Annotated in this window: 16 protein-coding genes and 1 pseudogene; 2 read left to right on the forward strand and 15 right to left on the reverse strand. The window is 70.1% G+C overall.

Going from position 1 to position 16,326, the window contains the following annotated elements:
- Positions 1-28: 28 nt before the first annotated feature.
- The 4 genes from IG08_RS0147035 to IG08_RS0147050 form a co-directional block, all read right to left on the reverse strand.
- The gene (locus IG08_RS0147035) at positions 29-1,045 is read right to left on the reverse strand and encodes a PDR/VanB family oxidoreductase (RefSeq protein ID WP_030618920.1); all 1,017 of its coding nucleotides are present in this window, start codon (positions 1,043-1,045) and stop codon (positions 29-31) included.
- Positions 1,045-1,932 carry a metal-dependent hydrolase gene (locus IG08_RS0147040; RefSeq protein ID WP_030618923.1) on the reverse strand — a complete coding sequence of 296 codons (888 nt, stop codon included), beginning with the start codon at positions 1,930-1,932 and terminating at the stop codon, positions 1,045-1,047. Before IG08_RS0147040 ends, IG08_RS0147035 begins: the two co-directional genes overlap by 1 nt.
- A gap of 90 nt (positions 1,933-2,022) precedes the next feature.
- Positions 2,023-3,948, reverse strand: a complete 1,926-nt coding sequence (locus IG08_RS0147045; RefSeq protein WP_030618927.1) for a hypothetical protein — start codon at positions 3,946-3,948, stop codon at positions 2,023-2,025.
- A 49-nt stretch (positions 3,949-3,997) separates the two neighbouring features.
- On the reverse strand, positions 3,998-4,498 hold the full coding sequence (locus IG08_RS0147050; protein WP_234343157.1) for a tetratricopeptide repeat protein: 501 nt from the start codon (positions 4,496-4,498) through the stop codon (positions 3,998-4,000).
- A gap of 125 nt (positions 4,499-4,623) precedes the next feature.
- Between IG08_RS0147050 and IG08_RS0147055 the strand changes: the two genes are divergently transcribed.
- Positions 4,624-5,046 (forward strand): hypothetical protein, encoded by a 423-nt coding sequence (locus IG08_RS0147055; RefSeq protein WP_030618933.1) that lies wholly within the window; start codon positions 4,624-4,626, stop codon positions 5,044-5,046.
- Between the two features lie 83 nt (positions 5,047-5,129).
- On the opposite strand, the gene IG08_RS0147060 is transcribed toward IG08_RS0147055, so the two are convergent.
- The 9 genes from IG08_RS0147060 to IG08_RS0147105 form a co-directional block, all read right to left on the reverse strand.
- Positions 5,130-6,689 (reverse strand): DUF1996 domain-containing protein, encoded by a 1,560-nt coding sequence (locus tag IG08_RS0147060; protein WP_030618937.1) that lies wholly within the window; start codon positions 6,687-6,689, stop codon positions 5,130-5,132.
- A 214-nt stretch (positions 6,690-6,903) separates the two neighbouring features.
- Positions 6,904-7,557, reverse strand: a complete 654-nt coding sequence (locus IG08_RS0147065; protein WP_030618940.1) for a LuxR C-terminal-related transcriptional regulator — start codon at positions 7,555-7,557, stop codon at positions 6,904-6,906.
- A complete protein-coding gene (locus IG08_RS0147070) occupies positions 7,542-8,828 on the reverse strand; it encodes a sensor histidine kinase (RefSeq protein WP_030618942.1) in 1,287 nt (428 codons plus the stop codon). The genes IG08_RS0147065 and IG08_RS0147070 overlap by 16 nt, the downstream gene beginning before the upstream one ends.
- A 52-nt stretch (positions 8,829-8,880) precedes the next feature.
- Entirely contained in the window at positions 8,881-9,915 is a 1,035-nt protein-coding gene (locus IG08_RS0147075) for an SDR family oxidoreductase (protein ID WP_030618945.1), read from the reverse strand.
- Between the two features lie 72 nt (positions 9,916-9,987).
- Positions 9,988-10,560 (reverse strand): winged helix-turn-helix domain-containing protein, encoded by a 573-nt coding sequence (locus IG08_RS0147080; protein ID WP_030618946.1) that lies wholly within the window; start codon positions 10,558-10,560, stop codon positions 9,988-9,990.
- 332 nt (positions 10,561-10,892) lie between these two features.
- Positions 10,893-11,813 carry a DUF6891 domain-containing protein gene (locus IG08_RS0147090; RefSeq protein ID WP_030618949.1) on the reverse strand — a complete coding sequence of 307 codons (921 nt, stop codon included), beginning with the start codon at positions 11,811-11,813 and terminating at the stop codon, positions 10,893-10,895.
- An 84-nt stretch (positions 11,814-11,897) separates the two neighbouring features.
- Positions 11,898-12,926 (reverse strand): glutamine synthetase, encoded by a 1,029-nt coding sequence (glnII, locus tag IG08_RS0147095; protein WP_030618954.1) that lies wholly within the window; start codon positions 12,924-12,926, stop codon positions 11,898-11,900.
- 262 nt (positions 12,927-13,188) lie between these two features.
- Positions 13,189-13,836, reverse strand: coding sequence for an RlpA-like double-psi beta-barrel domain-containing protein (locus IG08_RS0147100; protein ID WP_030618959.1), 648 nt, complete (start codon positions 13,834-13,836; stop codon positions 13,189-13,191).
- A 106-nt stretch (positions 13,837-13,942) separates the two neighbouring features.
- Entirely contained in the window at positions 13,943-14,302 is a 360-nt protein-coding gene (locus IG08_RS0147105) for an arsenate reductase family protein (RefSeq protein WP_030618962.1), read from the reverse strand.
- Positions 14,303-14,476: 174 nt separating this feature from the next.
- Between IG08_RS0147105 and IG08_RS0147110 the strand changes: the two genes are divergently transcribed.
- Complete coding sequence (locus IG08_RS0147110; RefSeq protein WP_030618964.1) at positions 14,477-14,791, forward strand: hypothetical protein; 315 nt, start codon at positions 14,477-14,479, stop codon at positions 14,789-14,791.
- A 64-nt stretch (positions 14,792-14,855) separates the two neighbouring features.
- Here IG08_RS0147110 and IG08_RS0147115 read toward each other — a convergent pair whose 3' ends face one another.
- Together IG08_RS0147115 and IG08_RS60410 are read right to left on the reverse strand one after the other, a co-directional pair.
- Positions 14,856-16,025 (reverse strand): hypothetical protein, encoded by a 1,170-nt coding sequence (locus tag IG08_RS0147115; RefSeq protein ID WP_158812372.1) that lies wholly within the window; start codon positions 16,023-16,025, stop codon positions 14,856-14,858.
- Between the two features lie 130 nt (positions 16,026-16,155).
- Positions 16,156-16,326, reverse strand: a pseudogene (locus IG08_RS60410) (winged helix DNA-binding domain-containing protein); the annotation flags it as partial.

Here is a 16,326-nt window from a genome sequence, read left to right on the forward strand (position 1 = left end):
CGGAACGGCCCGGTCCGGCCACGGGTGTTCACATATCCAGCACAAGCCGCTCACTTCGCGCCCGCGACACACAGATCAACATCGACCCGGCCCGCTCCGCGTCCGTCAGCAACTCGTCCCGGTGTTCCACCTCGCCCTCCAGTACCCGCTGTTGGCAGGTCCCGCAGAATCCCTGCTCGCAGGAGTACGCCGTGTTCGGCAGCTCTTCGCGTACGGCGGCCAGCACCGACGAGTCCGCCGGCACGGTCAACGTCCGGCCGCTGCGCCGGAGTTCGACCTCGAACGCGCCGCCCGTGGCAGCGCCGGGCGTGAACCGCTCCAGGTGGACCCGGGGGTACCGCTCCGCCACGGCGGCCATCAGCCCTTCCGGTCCACAGCAGTAGACGGCGGCACCGTCGGACGTGTTCGCGAAGAACGCGTCGAGATCGGGCCGCCCCTCCATGACGGTCACCCGGTCCAGTCTCTCGACCTCTTCCAGAAACGGCATCGCGGACCGCGTCCGCCCGCAGTACAGCAACCGCCACTCGACGCCCTCGGGAAGCGCCCGCAGCATGGGCAGAATCGGCGTGATCCCGATGCCGCCCGCGACGAAGACGTACGACGAGGCCGCCACGAGCGGGAAGCGATTGCGCGGCCCGCGCACCTCGAGTTCCACGCCCTCGCGCACCTGCTCATGCACCTCGCGCGAACCGCCCCGCCCGTCCCCGACCAGCCGGGTCGCCACCGTGTACGACGTCCTGTCCGCCGGGTCCCCGCACAGCGAGTACTGCCGCACCAGCCCCGACGGCAGCACCAGATCGAGATGCGCCCCGGGCTCCCAACGCGGCAAGTCCCGTCCTGTCAGCCGTAGTTGTACGACCCCCTCGGCGACCGGCTGGTACGAGGCCACCGTCAGCCGCAGCGCACGCGACCGCGGCCGCCCGGATGTCGGCTCCGCCAGCGCGGGCATCGGCCACAACGGCGAGGCCTGGATCCGGCGGCGCAGCGCCCGCTTGGCGAGCAGTGCGGCGCCCGCGACCGCCGCGACGGTCCTGAGCCGAGGCATCACGCGACCCCCTTCTCCGCGGCGAGCGCGGCCTGGGCCGCGGGGGAGGAGGCCAGATAGGTGACGGCCTGCTCGGTGGAGCCCTCCTGGGAGGGGTGGTAACTCCGGCTCAGATAGCGCGGGATGGACCTGAGCATGTCGCCGGTCGCGGGGAGCGTGCCGCGCCTGCCGCGGACGTAGAGGGCCCGGAAGCTCGCCTTCCCGTCGGTGAGCGTCGGGTCGTTCGCCATGAAGAACCGCGCCCCGCGCTGCCACAGGAACACCAGTGCCGTGAAGGCCGTGGCCCAGGTGCGCACCCGCCGCCGGTAGCCGCCGTCGACGTGCATGAACAGGTCGAAGGCGACGGACCGGTGCTCGACCTCCTCCGCCCCGTGCCAGCGCAGCAGGTCCAGCATCGTCGGGTCGGCGCCGTGCCGGTCCAACTCCTCGGCGTTGAGCACCCAGTTGCCGAGGAACGCGGTGTAGTGCTCGATGGCCGCGATGACCGCGACCCGCTCCATCAGCCACCACCTGCGCGCCCGGCCCGGCGGGAGGGCCCGGTCGCCCAGCAACTTCTCGAAGAACCAGTCCACTTGGGCGGTGTACGGCGTCGGGTCGAGCCCCAGCTCCCGCAGATGCGGCAGCACCTCGTCGTGGGCCTGCGAGTGCATCGCCTCCTGCCCGATGAACCCGATGACGTCCTCGCGCAGCCGCTCGTCCCGGATGTACGGCAGCACCTGCTTGTAGACGTGCACGAACCACCGCTCGCCGGCGGGCAGGAGCAGGTGCAGCACGTTGATGGTGTGCGTGGTGAAGGGATCCCCGGGCACCCAGTGCAGCGGGGTGTCCTCCCAGGAGAAGGACACCCTGCGTGCCTTGAGAGGCACCTGTTCCGGCGTATTGGACATGGCGTCAATGTACTGACGGGTAAGTCCCGGAGGAACCCTCGTGCAGCGACTTGTTGACGCCGATGTCAGTAAGAGTTTCTGGAGGAGCTCCTACCGCAGCGCGGTGATCGACCGCCCGCTCTCCAGCGTCCCCTTCAGCCCGGCCTCGGCCCCCTCCTTGGCCGGCACGGCCAGCAGGTTGCCCTGGGCGGAGCCGCTGACCGCGCCCGTCGTCCGGATCGACGCCGTGTCCCGGCTGCCCGCCGCCAGCAGGTACCAGCCCTTCGCCGCCGACTTCCACAGCACTCCGGCCAGCACGTTCGGGTCCTTCGGCCCGCACGACGGTACGTTCTCGGCCTTCGCCGCCACCGCGCCGTACGCCCCGCCCGGGGTGTGGAACTGCGCGAGTACGCGCGTCCCGCCACCCCTCCAGGTCTCGGCGCGGGTGCACACCCAGTCCGCCGATCCGCTCGCGTCGGGCAACGGCTGCACGGCATACGCCCAGGCGTTCACGCTCCGTACGCCCGTGGAGCGCATCGCGCCCAGCGAGCAGGCGTACGGCGCCCAGGTGCGCAGCGCCTCCGCGCCGGACGCCTCACGGGTCGAGCCGGGCCGCCCGGTCGTGAGGCGGGCGGGGACCAGTTCGCCGAGGTCCGTCATCAGGCGGGTGCCGGAGCCGTCCGTCACCTGGAGGACGTTCCACGAGGTGCAGGTGCCGCTCTGGGCGGGGCCGGCCAGCGGCGAGGTGATGCCGTCGGTCATGTCGAGGTCCATCGCGCCGGAGTTCGGCTTCATCAGGTCCCGCTCGGCCGCCTTCGTCACCCAAGGGGCCATCAGATAGCGGACGTTGCCGTCGGACCGGCCGAGGACGACCGCGCTCGCCTCGGCCCGGCCCGCGCCGTCGACCCGCGCGAAGTCGAGGGCGGCGCCCTTGGTGCTGTCCTTCGGTTCGGCGTAGCGGGCGATGCGCAGTCCGTCGTAGAGGATCACCACGCGGGCGTTGTCGACGGTCCCGGCGTACAGGAGCTGGGGCGGGCCGGACGGGCCGCCGGACGGGGTGCCCAGGGTCGCGGAGACCTGGACCGTCTCGCCGGGGCGGGCCCAGACGGCGAGGGCGCGGCGCAGCAGGGCGGAGTCGTCGGTGAGGTCGCCGCGCGCGGGCCACACGGAGAAGTCGGTACGGGCGGCGGACTCCCACGCGGTGGGGACGACCCTGGTCAACCGGCCCGGGTCGAGGGCGGCCTGGGCCGCCGGGTTCTGCGCGTAGGCGGGCGCGGCGGCGCCGTCGGGGGCCCAGCCGTCGCCGGGCAGACCGAGCAGCGCACCGCACACGACGACGGCGGCGCCCGCGGCGAGCGCGGCCTTCATGTGCTGCCTGCGCCGCATCAGGTCGGTGGGCCTGGCCTGCAGCGAGCACGGGTCGAACTCGGGGGAGTCGAGCAGCGCGTACTGCGCGGCGACATCGTCGGCCTCGCTCAGCGCCGCGGCCACGTCGCCGACGCCCGCCGCCGTGAGGATCTTGCGTACGTCGCCGTCGGGGAGCTTCTCCAGGCCGCGCAGTACGTACACCGCGCGGGCCGGGCCGGACAGGGCGGACAGCCGCTGGTCCAGGGCGAGTTCGTCGGCGCCGCCGGAGCGCGGGAAGAGGCGCAGGCCCCAGACCTGGGGGAGCAGCGGCGGCAGCTGGGACCGCTTGGGCCATGCCTTGCGCTTGAGCGGCAGGCCCGCCTCCAGTGCCGTACGCACGACCTGGAGACGGACGAAGGAGTAGCCGGGGTCTCCCTCGCGGCCCGTCGACTGAGCCGGGATCACCGGCGCCGACGTCCGGCCTCTGGGCAGCGCGCGCTGGGTGAGGGCGTGCGCGGTCAGGACACGCCGGTTGCGGCCCAGGGCCGGCGGCAGCACCAGATAGGCGAGCCGGACCAGCCGGGGGTAGTGCTCGACGAGCGCGGCCTCGGCCTGTTCGACGTCGACGAACGGGTCGGCGGAGGAGGCGGAGGCGGGTGCGGGGCGCGGGGCGACATCCTGTGACTGCACGTTCAGCAGAACGAGCGAATCGTTGAATGGTCACCGCCAGGCGGGTGAATCAGCCCTCCGGCGCGACCAGGGCCCTTGCGTAGTTCGCCATCGACCGCTGGTAGCGCGGCAGATGGGGCGCGAGGGCGCCGAGGACGAGGGAGAGGCCCTCGCGGTCGCGGCCCAGACTGGACAGGCACAGGGCGAGCGTCGCCCGTACGGCGTCGTCCAACTCGTCGGAGGGGCCGTCCAGTTCGGGTGTCAGCAGCTTGACGCCCTCTTCTGCCTGCCCGATGTTCCTGAGTGAACTGGACAGCTGGATCTTGGCCCGGCGGCCCTTGTAGCCGCTCAGCCCCTTCGCGAGCGCCTCCCGGTACAGCGGAGCCGCCTTGTCGGAGTGGCCGGTCGAGTCCCAGGCGCAGGCCCGCTCGAAGGGGCCGAGGGGGCTGTCCTCGGGCAGTTCGGCGACGAGGGCGTCGATCACGGCCCGGAAATCAGCCGCGTTCTCCTCCGGATAGTCGTCGAAGGTCTCCCAGGCGGCGGCCACACGCTTTTCCCAGTCCTCGTTCACCGGCACACTTTCGCACAGCAGTGCCCACAGTGACAGTCGATTTGAGCGCCCCGCGCCCCGCAGCCGTATCGAAGGGGACGGGCCCCCGCCGGGGCCTGACCCTGTCGTCGTGACCGGAGGAACAGATGAGGTTGACCCGACCGAAGCTCGCGCTGACCGGCGCGGCCGCGGTACTGGCATTGGCGGGCTGCGGATCCGACGGGGGCAGCGAGGCGGCCGTGCCGAAGACGGCGACCGGCAGCCTCGAGCACATCGCCGCCGAAGCGAAGTGCAAGCCGAACATGCAGACGGACGCGGACACCATCCGGCAGGCCATCTGCAAGAAGGGCGACGAGAAGTACGTCCTCGCCACCTTCGCCACCGACCGCGGCCAGCGCGAGTGGCTGAACGGAGCGAAGGACTACGGCGGCTACTACCTGGTCGGCCGCAAGTGGGTCGCCGTCGGCGAGGAGAAGACGGTCACGGCGCTGCGGAGCACGCTCGGCGGGACCATGGAGGAAGGGTCCGCCCACATGAATCCCGGTGGCAGCCACAACAGCCACGGCTGACCGCGCGGGTTCGGTTCCTGGGCCCTGGGCAGACGAAAGCCGGCGGTGGGAAATCCCACCGCCGGCTTCCTACTGGGTCAGGACTACTGGCAGTTCTGGCCGCTGTTGATGCACTCGACCATCTGGTTCATCGTGTTCTCGTCGAAGAAGTTGATGAAGTCGTTGTGGTCGGTGATCGCCTTGTGCAGCTGGTCCGGGAAGGAGTCCACCGCGAAGGCGTTCTGGACCTGTCCGTTCTGGATCTGCGGGGCCTGGACGTCGTAGACCAGGCGGACCTGGAGCTGGGGAATCGCCTGGAAACCGTTGGCGCAGGTGCCGTCCGCCTGCACGAAGGCCACGTGCGTGCGGTGGTTGGCGCTGTCGATGTTCTGGCCGTCCCAGCAGCTCTGGAAGTTGGACGTCCGCACCACGGAGCTGCCCTCAGGGCAGATCGGGAGCTTGTCGTGCAGCTGCACCTTGTCCTCGAAGCCCGTGCAGCTCCAGTTGGCGTTGGCATTGGCATTGCCGTTGACGAAGGCCTTGGCGTCACCGGTGATGATGCGCAGGGCCGTCGGCATCGCGACGACATCGCTCGTCTTGTTGCCGACGAACTTCAGCTGTGCCTCGCTGGCCTGCACGATCGTGCCGACGTTGCCGTCCTGGCCGCCACCGGGAGCGTTCGCGTCGATGTCGTCCTGACCGTCCTGCACACGCAGCACCGGCCAGAAGTACGACGACGCGTCACCCTGGTTCTCGCAGGTGGTCTCGCCGTTCGCCAGGTCCTGGTCGCTCGCGAAAGCGTTGTTGGCCTGGTTGCCGACGTAGTCGTGCTGGTGCTGCGCACCATTGCTGACACCGGGAGCGACGATCACGTTGTCCGAGTTGCGGTTCTCGTTCTCGTTGGTGCCACAGCTCGTGGTGAAGGTGCCCGTCGAACCGCTGTCCCCGTTCGCGGGGAGCCCGTTCGCGCCGACGCCCAGCTGCGCGCTGCCCTGGACCTGGGTGATGTCCACGAAGTCGTCCGCCGCCGGGCCGTTGCCGGCCTGGCCGCCGTTGCCCTGGTCCTGGTCCTGACCGCCGTCACCCTGGTCCTGGCCCTGGTCCTGATCCTGGCCGTCGTTGTTCTGGTCCTGGCCCTGGTCCTGACCGTCGTTGTTCTGGTCCTGACCGTCGCCGTCGTTGGTCTCCGGCTGTTCGGCCGGCACGCCCTGGCACTGGGCGAGCTGGTCCAGTCCCTGCGGAGCCCTGCCGCCGGCACGTTTGATGTTGATGCCGATCCGGTCGAGCGTGGCAGTCCGCTTGGACTTCAGCGGGCTGAGGATGGCGTTGTCGACGTAGCTGGCGTCTCCCGCCTGGGCCTGGCGCGTACTCGCGAGACGCGTGTAGGCATCCGTGACCTGCCTGTCGAGCAGAGCAACCTCCTTGGCGACGCCTCGGCGCGCGCTCTTCGGCACCTTCGTCAGCTGTTGGCCGACGTCGGGGCAGTTGATCGTCGCGATCTGGGCGGCCGTGGCCTTGGTCTGGTTCTGAGCCGAGTTCGACTCGTGCGCCGAAGCGTAGAAGTTTGCCCAGATCAGCCCGCCCCCACCGAGCGCTAGGGCCGCCGACGCGGCTATGGCTTTGGTGGCCATCGACGAGCGGCGTTTACGTGTATTGCGTCCCATGGAACTCCTCTGACTTCCTTTTTCGGGGCTATCGAGGCGCCCGACAGGAGTGAAGCGGCTCCATCAGATACGGCTGTCGTCCCACGGGTGTTCAGCTGTCTCAGAAATTGATGAGAGGTTCGTACGACATTTCCGCCCCAACTGCCAAGGAAATACCAGGAGTTGTTGATCCCCTACCGCAGGTGTGCAGGCGGGGTGGGAATTCGGCGTGGTTTCAGCGACCGTGGTCGAGATACGCGAGAACCGCCAGGACGCGGCGGTTGTCGTCGTCCGACACCTCAAGGCCCAGTTTGGCGAAGATGTTGGCGGTGTGCTTGGCGATCGCCCGTTCCGTGACGACGAGCTTGCCGGCGATCGCCGCGTTGGTACGGCCCTGCGCCATCAGCTCCAGCACCTCCCGCTCGCGGGGCGTGAGCCGGGCAAGGGGCTGGTCGCCGGCCGCCCGCCGGCTCAGCAGCTGCTGGATCACCTGCGGGTCCATCGCCGTACCTCCGGCCGCCACCCGTCGTACGGCGTCCACGAACTGCTCCGCGTCGAACACCCGGTCCTTGAGCAGATACCCCACCCCGCCACTGCCGTCGGCGAGCAGCTCACGCGCGTACAACTGCTCCACGTGCTGCGACAGGACGAGCACCGGAAGCCCCGGCCGGTTCCGCCGCGCGTCGAGCGCGCACTGCAGCCCCTCGTCGGTGTGCGTCGGCGGCAGGCGTACGTCGACCACGGCGACGTCCGGCTCCAACTCGGCCAGCGCACGGGCCAGTTCGGGTCCGCTCTCGACGGCCGCGGCGATCTCGAAGTCATGGGCCTCGAGAAGCCGGACGAGGCCGTCGCGCAGCAGGAACAGGTCTTCGGCTAGGACAACGCGCAAGGGATCTCCATGGTGACCATGGTGGGACCGCCCGCGGGAGAGCTGACGGCAAGGACGCCGTCGAATGTACCCAGTCGCCGCTCGACTCCGGCGAGACCCGAACCGGCCCCGGCCACCGCGCCGCCCTTGCCGTTGTCGGTGACGGAGATCCGCAGCATCTCCTCCGTGTGATGCAGGTCGATCCAGATGCGGTCGGCGCCCGAGTGCTTGACCGCGTTGGTGAGGACCTCGCTGACCGCGAAGTAGGCGGCCGACTCGACGGGGGCGTCCGCGCGGCCGACCAGATCCACCTCCACCTCGGTGGCTATGGGCAGCCGCAGCGCCAACGCCCGTACGGCGTCGCCCAGTCCGCGCTCGGCGAGCACCGGCGGATGGATGCCGCGCACGAGGTCGCGGAGCTCGGCGAGCGCGTCCACGGAGGACCTGCGGGCCTGTGCGAGCAGCTGCTTGGCCTGCTCCGGGTCCTTGTCGAGGAGCATCTCGATGGTGCCGAGGTCCATGCCCATGGCGACCAGCCGGGCCTGCGCCCCGTCGTGCAGGTCCCGCTCGATGCGGCGCAGTTCGGCGGCGGAGGTGTCGACGGCGTCCCGCCGCGTCTCGGTCAACACCCTTACGCGCTCGGCCAGTTCGCCCTGGCTTGGAGCGAGCATGGCCCCGGTGAGCCGGAAGTGGACCGTCAGCAGGCGCACGGTGAAGAAGTGGGCGAGGAAGAGGAACCCGACGGCCACGGCACCGGCGACGAGTGCGGAGGCCTGTCCGGTGACCGGCACGAAGGCGTACCAGTAGGTGCCGCCCCCGGCGTCGGTGAAGACCCGCCACAGCCCGGCCGCCACCGCGAACCCCTCCAGCGGGTAGAAGAGCAGCACGGCCGGCAGCAGCGCGGTCACGAACCCCGCCGTCATGTCGACCGGCAGCCAGCGCAGATCCCGCCAGGTCGCCGGGTCGCGCAGCATCCCGAAGGTCCGTGTCCAGGGGTTGGCGTCCTTCGGTATCGGCCGGTACGCGGACGGGATCCGCACCCCGCACCACTGCGCCGCGAGAACCCGACGCGCATCCGCGAACGCCCGCACCCCCGTCAGCACGTACGGCGTCGTCACGATCCCGATCCCGATGGGGATCAGCGCGAGGGACACCAAGGTGAGCGTGAAGCAGAGCACCGCCCCCGGCAGCGTCAACAGGGCCAGCGCCAGCCCCCGGACCCCCGCCAGCCCCATGCCCCGCGCGCTCGTGGGGCTCGTCTGCCTGCTGCCGCTCTTCGTCTCGATGGTCATGCCGTCAGTCTGGCCGAGGGGGAGGGGCGGGTCACTGGGCTTGGACGCCGGGTCAGGGGGTGGTGCCAGGTACACCCCCGCCGCCCTCGCCCGTGCTCGCTGCGAGCACCTTCGCCTCCAGCTCCGGATCGAGCCCTACGGCCGGCCGGTCCGGGCGTTGAGGTGGGCTGCCGCCGATGTCGCACAGCCAGCGCCAGGTGTCGGCGACGGTCTCGCCCACGGGACGGCAGCGCAGCCCCGCCCCGACCGCCCTGGACACGTCCGAGCCGTGCAGGTGGTCGTGGAGCTCGCTGCCCGGCGGCACCCACACCGGCAGCCCGGTCCACGGTTCGATGCCCGCGCCCAGGACGACATCCGGGTCGGTCCAGCGCAGTTCGGCGTCCGAGCCGGTCACTTCCACACAGGCGTCGAGGAGTTGGCCCATGGTGGCGTGCCCCCGCGGACTGACGAGGTTGTACGCCCCGCTCAACTCCGCTACGGCCGCCCCCAGCACCCACTCCGCGAGGTCGCGGACGTCGACGTACTGGAGGGGAAGGTCCCGCGGCCCCGGCGCGAGAACGGGCCCACCCCGGGCGATCCGGCCGAGCCACCACGGCAGCCGGCCGATGTTCTCGTACGGGCCGAGGATCAGCCCGGCCCGTACGAGTACGGAGCGGTCCGCGCCGAAGGCGTCGAGGGCGGCCAGTTCGCCGCCCCGCTTGTCCCGGGCGTAGTCGGTCTGTTCGGCATCGGCCGAGGCGCCCGCCACCAGGGGAGCGTCCTCGGTGTATCCGGCGGTCTGGGGCCAGTCGTACACCGAGCAGCTGGACACGTACACATACCGGCCGGCGCGGCCCCGCAGCAGCCGCGCCGCGTCCCGTACCGCGCGGGGCGCCGCCGACCAGGTGTCGACGACGACGTCCCACTCGCCCTCGGTCAGGGCGCCGAGCCCGTCGGGCGCGGTGCGGTCGCCGTGCAGCGACCGCACCCCGGCTGCCGGTGCGTGCCGTCCCCGGTGGAAGACGGTCACGTCCCAGCCGCGCCCGAGGGCCGCCTCCGCGACGGCCCGTCCCGCGAACTCCGTACCACCCAGCAGGAGAAGTCTCATGCGGGTGACTCTGCCCGCCGGAGCCACGGAACGGAACAGCGGTCTGCCGTCAGCAGAGAGCTGGGACCAGGGTCAACGCCCGGTCGGCGGCGTGTACTTGTAGCCGACCCTGCGCACGGTCTGGATCGCACCCCGGTGCTCGGAGCCCAGCTTGCGGCGCAGCCGGGCGATGTGGACGTCGACGGTACGGCCGTCGCCCACGTGGCCGTAGCCCCAGACCGTGGTGACCAGCTGGTCGCGGGTGTGCACCCGGTTCGGGTGCGCGACCAGATGGGCGAGCAGCTCGAACTCCAGGTACGTGAGGTCGAGTTCGCGCCCGTCCACGTCCGCGGTGCGCTGCACGGTGTCGATACGGACGAGCGGGGAGCCCGCGTCGGCGGCCTCCTCCTCGGCCTCCGGCCGGTCGGGCACCGCCACCGGCAGGAACGGCGGCTGCTGGTCGGCCGGGACGAGCACCAGGTAGCCGATCATCGGCGGCTGGCCCGGCAGGGTGGGCAGGGTGTGCTGGGGAGCGGGCAGCCAGGTGGCACCGGGCGGCAGGAACTCCGTGACGTCGACCACCTCGTCCCGGTCGACGGCGCGCAGCCGGTGCCGGGCGGGGGAGGCGAGGGTCGGGGTGGAGGAGAGAGAACGAGTGGTCGCCATGAGAGGTCAGCTCTTTCGCGCGAGAGATTCGTCAGGAAGGTCGACGGCCTCGAGTTCGTGGTCGGGCTCGTCGAGGGGACCTACGTCGTTTCGCGCTGGCCGAAGGCCGGGGTGTACGGCTTTAGAGGGCCGGCGCGTTCATCGCGCGGCAACACACCCGGTCGAAGTCGTGGTGCTGACGGGAAGGCCAGAAGGGCTCGAGGTCATGGCGACCCGTCGCGGTGTACTTCTGGAAGCTGGCCATGGGCCCATTGAAGCAGACACAGGCCCGCAACAGGAGCCTCCTCTCACTGCTTGGACGCTTCCTTGACGTGAATCGAGCGTTGCGTACGTCACCCCACCAGGCGTTTGCGCCAGCTCAGGGGCGCGACGGTGACCGCCTTGTCCGGATCGCCGTCCCACTCCGCGGACAGGCCGACGGCGCCGAGCGCGGCGACGACCTCGTGTCCGACCCGGGTGGTGGTGTCCGCGGATTCGTCGAACCCGCCGTAGTACAGCGCGAGTCCGTGGCCCTCCGAGGCGCTGCGTGTGCCCTGGTGGTGGAAGAAGACGAAGCCCCGAGTGCCCTCCGGGTCCTCCGTCTCGGCGCCGATCTCCGCCATCCCGCAGCTTCGGCAGCAGGTGAAGTTCTCGCGGGCGACGATGCCGGAGCGCTCCAGGTCCGCGAACGCCCGCTCCAGCCGGTCCGGGTCGGTCGGGCCGGTCCAGGTCTCCTGCTCGTCGACACGCTCCAGCCACAGGCGCTCGACGATCTCGCCGGCCTGGGCGGGGGAGAGGCCGTCCTCCACCAGATACACGGTCTCGCGGATCAGCTCCTTGATGGCGAGGTAGCCGTCGGCGAGCATCTCGCGCACATGCCCCTCGGCCCGGGCCGCGACCTCCGGATCGGGCGCGGGGACCTCCTCGGGCGGCGTCAGCTCGTCGCGCTGCCAGGTGACGCCCGCGTCCCAGCCCTCCTCCTGCCGCGCCCAGCGCACCATCACGTCCGCGACGAGAGAGGGGTCCGTCACCTCGGTCACCCACATGTGGGGCACGGGACCGGTCCGGTGCTGGAACTCGTAGACCCCGCCCCGCTCGTGTGCCACCTGGATGAAGACCCCAGGCCGGTCGGGTATCCGCTGCACGACGAGGAAATGGTCCCCGGCGTCCCCGATCCGCTCCACGAACTCCCGCAGCCGCCCCGCCGAAATCCGCGTGTACGTCTGCCCGTTCTCCGCCTCGACCTTGACGGCCAGGCCCCCGTCGATCTCCATGCCCCCACCATGGCACGCCCCACTGACAACGCGAGGGGCGCCCACCGCGACGGTGGACGCCCCTCGGAAAGCTGGGACCGTGGATCAGACCTGGTCGGCCTTCTCCAGCGCGGCGCAGCAGGTGTCGGTGATCAGACGCGTCACGACGTACGGGTCGACGTTGGCGTTGGGACGGCGGTCCTCGATGTAACCCTTGCCGTCCTTCTCGACCTGCCACGGGATACGGACCGAGGCGCCACGGTTGGAGACGCCGTAGGAGTACTCGTTCCACGGGGCGGTCTCGTGCAGACCGGTCAGGCGGTCGTCGATGCCGGCGCCGTAGTGCTTGACGTGGTCGAGCGGCTTGGAGCCCTCACCGAGCGACTCGCACGCGGTGATGATCGCGTCGTAGCCCTCGCGCATCGCCTTGGTGGAGAAGTTGGTGTGCGCACCGGCGCCGTTCCAGTCGCCCTTGACCGGCTTGGGGTCGAGGGTCGCGGAGACGCCGAAGTCCTCGGCGGTGCGGTAGAGCAGCCAGCGGGCGATCCACATGTGGTCCGAGACCTCGAGCGGGGAGACCGGGCCGACCTGGAACTCCCACTGGCCGGGCATGACCTCGGCGTTGATGCCGGAGATCGCGAGACCGGCCTTGAGGCAGTTGTCGAGGTGGGCCTCGACGACGTCACGGCCGAAGATCTCGTCGGAGCCGACGCCGCAGTAGTAGCCGCCCTGCGGGGCCGGGAAGCCGCCCTTGGGGAAGCCGAGCGGGTAGCCGTCCTTGAAGAAGGTGTACTCCTGCTCGATGCCGAAGATCGGCTCCTGAGCGGCGAACTTCTCGGCGACCTCGGTCAGCGCGGCACGGGTGTTGGACTCGTGCGGCGTCATGTCGATGTTGAGGACCTCGCACAGGACGAGGATGTCGTCGCCGCCGCGGATCGGGTCGGGGCAGGAGAAGACCGGCTTGAGGACACGGTCCGAGGCGTGGCCTTCGGCCTGGTTCGTGGAAGACCCGTCGAAGCCCCAGATGCCCAGCTCGGCACCCTTGGCGTCGTCCGCCAGGATCTTCGTCTTGGAACGGAGCTTGGCCGTCGGCTCGGTGCCGTCGATCCAGATGTACTCAGCCTTGAAGGTCACGGGCCACATCCTTCGGGGGTGGGTCTAGGCGCACTTGCGGGTGCTGCGGCGCTGCGGCACTGGGCGCCGCTCTTGTTGCCCGCGAGCCTGTCAACAGGCGATTTCCCGATCATTGCTCGAATGTGAACCCCGTGTTACCTGGTGGTGCTGTGAGCGGACTCACGGTGTGAGCGCCGAACAGACCCCCACATGCCGGTCCTGCCACCCCTGGCCGGGGGCGGCAGGACGCGTGACACGTCAACGATTCCCTACGCGAACGGCCTCACCCCACCTTCTCGATCACGGCCCGGCGGATCAGGAACTTCCCGGGCTCCCGGACCTGTTCGAAGGCCGCGTTGTTGAGCAGGGCGCAGCTGCCGGAGACCGAAGTGACCTCCACCGTCGTGGACTTGCCGTTGTCCAGGTTGGTGACCTTCAGCTTCGTGCCGGCCGGGAACTGGTTGCTGGACGCGGCGGGCGCACCGCCCTCGCCGGACAGGGTGACGGTCGAGCCGTTGCACACCTGCTGTCCGGAAGAGGCGGGGGAGGTCTGCGCGGCGGAGGGGGTGGTGGCGGCCTGGGAGGGCTGCGTGACCTGTGCGGGCTGCGTGGCCTGGGGGTCCTGAGCCGACTCCCCGACCGCGCACCCTGAGGCCTCCTGCTGCACCTTGATCTGTGCGACGACCGCCTCACGATTGGAGATCCGGGCCGCCGACTGCGCGTCGGGATCGGCCCGTTGCCCTTCGATGAACCGCTGGTTGTTGCCGAGTGCGGTGGCGAGCCCTTGGCATACGGTCGACTCCGCCGCCGTCTGCGGGGCCGCGGCGTTCGACGTGCTCGCCATGACGAAGGCCCCGCCACCCGCCACCGAGGCCGCGCTGACCAGCAGCGCGAGCTTCTTCTTCGTACTGAGAGTTCTCCTGCGCGACATGCGCGGCTCCTGAGAGATAGGGGAGCGTACGCCGCTATGTACGAGATACCGAACGAGGTTGCTCAGTGGTTACAGGAGTCAGCCGAAGTAACCTGCGTCACATCGCCTACCGGGACAAAGCATCCCGTACGGCGTCATCGGTACGAGCCACCAGTGCCGTGCCGTCGTCCGCCGTGATGATGGGCCGCTGGATCAGCTTGGGATGTGCGGACAGTGCCTTGATCCACCGGTCGCGCGAAGTGTCGTCCCGCGCCCACTCCTTGAGCCCGAGCTCCTTGGCGGCGGCCTCCTGGGTGCGGGTGATGTCCCAGGGTTCGAGGCCGAGACGGTCGAGGACGGCCCTGATCTCGTCCTCGCTCGGCACGTCCTCCAGATAGCGGCGGACGGTGTAGTCCGCACCCTCCGCGTCCAGCAGTGTGATCGCGCTGCGGCACTTCGAACAGGCCGGGTTGATCCAGATCTCCATGCCGTCCACGGTACGCGAAAACCCGTCTTCCACCTGCGTCACTGTGCCCTCGAAAGCCCTTGTGGTCAGGGGCTTTTGTCAGTGCCGGACGGTAGAATAGAAGCAGTGTTCGAGGGTGTCGCCGGGGTCGCCGAAGTCCCCGTCCGGTGCCCTTACCGCGACAGGAGGATGCCTGTGCCCGCTGCCGCACTGAAGCCGAAGCCGTTCCCGACCCAGTCCACCGCGAAGCACCCCGTGCTGCTCGACCTGCCGTACGCGCCCATCGAGAAGCGACCGCTGCCGCCGGGGCGTCCACGGGAGTGGTACGTCACCCACAACCGCCGCCTCAAGGCCATGCGCCTCGCCATCGCCCTGCTCGACTCGGGCGTCTATCTGCCCAACCAGGCCCGCAACGAGACGATACGGAGCGCAGCCGAACTGATCGGCGTGCATCCGCCGTCGGACACGACGTGCCACATGGTGCGGGCGCTGATGCGGTACAGCCGCTGAGTTCCGGCCCTGCGAGCCGCCCGCTCCCGTCCTGCGGGGGCGGGCGGTGTGCTGTTCCGGGGGGTCAGATGCCGGGTCCGCGGATGCCGCGGTCGAAGGGCTCCTCCGGATCCGGGGGGTCGAACAGTGAGGGCGTTGGGTCTGGCTCTGTCGGGTCGAGTAGTCGTGGGTGGGGCGGGATGTCGATCTCTGGGGGGTCGAACGGCGAGAGTTCTGTGTCCGGCTCCGTCGGGTCGAGTAGTGGGTGGGACGGCATGCCGATCTCCGGGGGGTCGAACGGCGAGGGCGTTGTGTCCGGCCACTCCGGCACCTTGGGGGACGCGAACTTGAAAACCGGACCGAGATCGGCCGACTTCTGTTCAGGGCTGGGCATGACCGGCGGCAGTAGCAGTGGTGGAGGCAGCACGGGCTCGCGGCGGCGTCGCCACTTCTCCAGCTTCGACGAGCCCCTGCCTGCCTTGCTCAGCACGGCCATGTTGGCCTTGAGGGACTTGGCGTTGCTGCCCTGCGCCGCCTCGCCGAGCATCTTCGTGACGTCGTTTCCCAGCTTCAGCGGCGAGACTCCGAGAAGGTACTGGGCTGTCGACACGGCCAGCTTCGTGCCGGGTCCGCTGTTGCGGGCCCACTCGGAGGCCGCTTGGCGTGTGACGGCTTCGGTGTTCGAGTAGTCCAGCGTGACGTACGAGGTGACGTCGAACGCGGTAGACACCCCCCACTCGCCAGGTAGGGGCTTCTCCTTCGACGGGGCGGGGCCTACCTCGCCGATCGCCTCCCGGAGCGTCGAGTTGGTGAAATTCTTCGACAGCAGGGACTCGGCGACCTCCTTGGCTGCGCACGCCATCTCCCGCGTCTCGGTGGGATCGGTCCTGGTCGGGGCGCCGTAAACGGGCTTGCCGGAGCCCGCCGGCCCGGTGATGACGTTCTCGAGGTCCCTGAAGCACCGCAGTAGAACACGCGTCCGCTTCGCCAGGACGGCAGGGTCACCATCCAGGCTCTTCTTCAACTCCTTAGCTGCGTTGAGGAGTTCGCGGGCGCATTGCTTCAGCTCGGTCCGCGAGATGGGCAAGTGGTATTCCTGCCTTTCGAGTACGGGGGCCGATTTGTCCCGCTCGTCCCGCATTCGTATCTCCCCGCTGCCGTCCGTGAACCTGATGGGCTCCCGGACGGCCTCGGGGGTTGGTATCCCCGGCGTGTCCCGCGGACCCTTTTTCGAGCCACCCAGTTCTCGACTCATGGACCCACTCCTCGAAGAGCCGCGACAGCCGAATTCCGACAATATGCCCCAGAGCCCGCAGTCGCGGAACCGCAGAGGCGTGCGGTGTTCAACGGCCGTGAAGGGCGAATGAGTTGAGCGGGTCTCGCGCTCAGGAGGCCGACAGCTCCCTCTCCACCGGCGTCCGGAACCGCGGGGTCACCCTCGTCGTCCCCACCCACTCCCGCAACCGCTCGGCCTCCGCCCCGATGGCCGCCTCCGCATCCCGGCCCACCCCCTCCCCGTCGAGGATCCGCCACACGACCTCCCCGTCCCCCCGCTG

The sequence above is a fragment of the Streptomyces fulvoviolaceus genome (genome assembly GCF_000718165.1).
Lineage (GTDB): Bacteria > Actinomycetota > Actinomycetes > Streptomycetales > Streptomycetaceae > Streptomyces > Streptomyces fulvoviolaceus.

Bases quoted from the DNA above. Each gene is read 5' to 3' on its own strand.
- IG08_RS0147035 (WP_030618920.1), bottom strand. From the start codon at position 1,045: ATGCCTCGGCTCAGGACCGTCGCGGCGGTCGCGGGCGCCGCACTGCTC.
- IG08_RS0147040 (WP_030618923.1), bottom strand. From the start codon at position 1,932: ATGTCCAATACGCCGGAACAGGTGCCTCTCAAGGCACGCAGGGTGTCC.
- IG08_RS0147055 (WP_030618933.1), top strand. From the start codon at position 4,624: ATGAGGTTGACCCGACCGAAGCTCGCGCTGACCGGCGCGGCCGCGGTA.
- IG08_RS0147060 (WP_030618937.1), bottom strand. From the start codon at position 6,689: ATGGGACGCAATACACGTAAACGCCGCTCGTCGATGGCCACCAAAGCC.
- IG08_RS0147070 (WP_030618942.1), bottom strand. From the start codon at position 8,828: ATGACCATCGAGACGAAGAGCGGCAGCAGGCAGACGAGCCCCACGAGC.
- IG08_RS0147075 (WP_030618945.1), bottom strand. From the start codon at position 9,915: ATGAGACTTCTCCTGCTGGGTGGTACGGAGTTCGCGGGACGGGCCGTC.
- IG08_RS0147080 (WP_030618946.1), bottom strand. From the start codon at position 10,560: ATGGCGACCACTCGTTCTCTCTCCTCCACCCCGACCCTCGCCTCCCCC.
- IG08_RS0147090 (WP_030618949.1), bottom strand. From the start codon at position 11,813: ATGGAGATCGACGGGGGCCTGGCCGTCAAGGTCGAGGCGGAGAACGGG.
- IG08_RS0147100 (WP_030618959.1), bottom strand. From the start codon at position 13,836: ATGTCGCGCAGGAGAACTCTCAGTACGAAGAAGAAGCTCGCGCTGCTG.
- IG08_RS0147105 (WP_030618962.1), bottom strand. From the start codon at position 14,302: ATGGAGATCTGGATCAACCCGGCCTGTTCGAAGTGCCGCAGCGCGATC.
- IG08_RS0147115 (WP_158812372.1), bottom strand. From the start codon at position 16,025: ATGAGTCGAGAACTGGGTGGCTCGAAAAAGGGTCCGCGGGACACGCCG.